Source organism: Polaribacter sp. 2405UD43-2, from assembly GCF_058147125.1.
The window spans coordinates 1-246 of sequence record NZ_JBYVJX010000068.1 but is presented as its reverse complement, the minus strand read 5'-3'; the positions used below and the strand labels follow the sequence as shown (position 1 = coordinate 246).

1 pseudogene is annotated in these 246 nt (G+C 30.1%); it reads left to right on the top strand.

What is annotated here, in order from left to right:
* Positions 1 to 183, top strand: a pseudogene (locus ACY2RX_RS14785) (Ppx/GppA phosphatase family protein); the annotation flags it as partial.
* Between the last annotated feature and the right edge of the window lie 63 nt (positions 184 to 246).

Genomic DNA, 246 nt, shown 5'->3' with positions numbered 1-246 from the left:
CAAATGTCTTATGATGAAAGAATCTCTGAGTTAAGTCTAAATCCATACAGATCTGATGTTCTAATTCCTTCAACAAAAATTTACTTATCTGCTATTAAATGGAGTGGAGCAAGAAAAATATTTGTTCCAAAAATTGGCCTTTCGGACGGCATCATTAAAAGCCTGTTCTACAATAAGTTGTGAGTATTTTTTAACTTTTTATTAACTTTTTTGATTGTTTGTTTAATGCGGAGTGACGTTTATAAA